The organism is Aquabacterium sp. A08, assembly GCF_011742065.1.
In genome coordinates, this window is sequence record NZ_JAAQQT010000207.1 from 1 (window position 1) to 560 (window position 560).

The following is a 560-nucleotide window of genomic DNA, read 5'->3' on the forward strand; positions in this document are numbered from 1 at the left end:
CTGACGCTGAGCCAGAGCTGCCCCGCCACCCCGGGCCAGGCGGTCAAGGCGCCTTTCGTCATCCCGGTGGCGCTGGGCCTGCTGGACGCGCAGGGTCAGGCCCTGCCGCTGCAGCTGGCCCACTGGAGCCAGCCCGAACACGGCACCCGCACCCTGGTGCTGACCGAGGCCAGCGAAACCTTCACCTTCGTGAACCTGGACCACGAGCCGGTGCCTTCGCTGCTGCGCGGCTTCAGCGCCCCCGTGGTGCTGGAGCACGACTACACCGATGCCCAGTTGCTCACCCTGCTGGCCTTCGACGCCGACCCGTTCAACCGCTGGGAAGCCGGCCAACGCCTGGCCCTGCGCCGCGCCCTGGCGGCCATCCGGGCCATCGGCCCGGTGCCGGCCGAGGTACTGGACGACGCCTACCTGGCCGCCATGCAGGCCGTGCTGCGCCACCCCGCGCTGGACGCTGCCTTCAAGGAGCTGGTGCTGACGCTGCCGGCCGAAACCTACATCGCCGAACAGCTGGACGTGGTGGACCCACAGCGCATCCACGCGGTGCGCGAAGCCATGCG

The 560-nt window shown here is 71.4% G+C and carries 1 protein-coding gene; it reads left to right on the forward strand.

Translation table 11 applies throughout. The features are described 5' to 3' along the window. Window positions 1-560: DUF3458 domain-containing protein (locus tag HA630_RS26795; protein WP_166832122.1), on the forward strand; the 560-nt coding region annotated here is incomplete at both ends.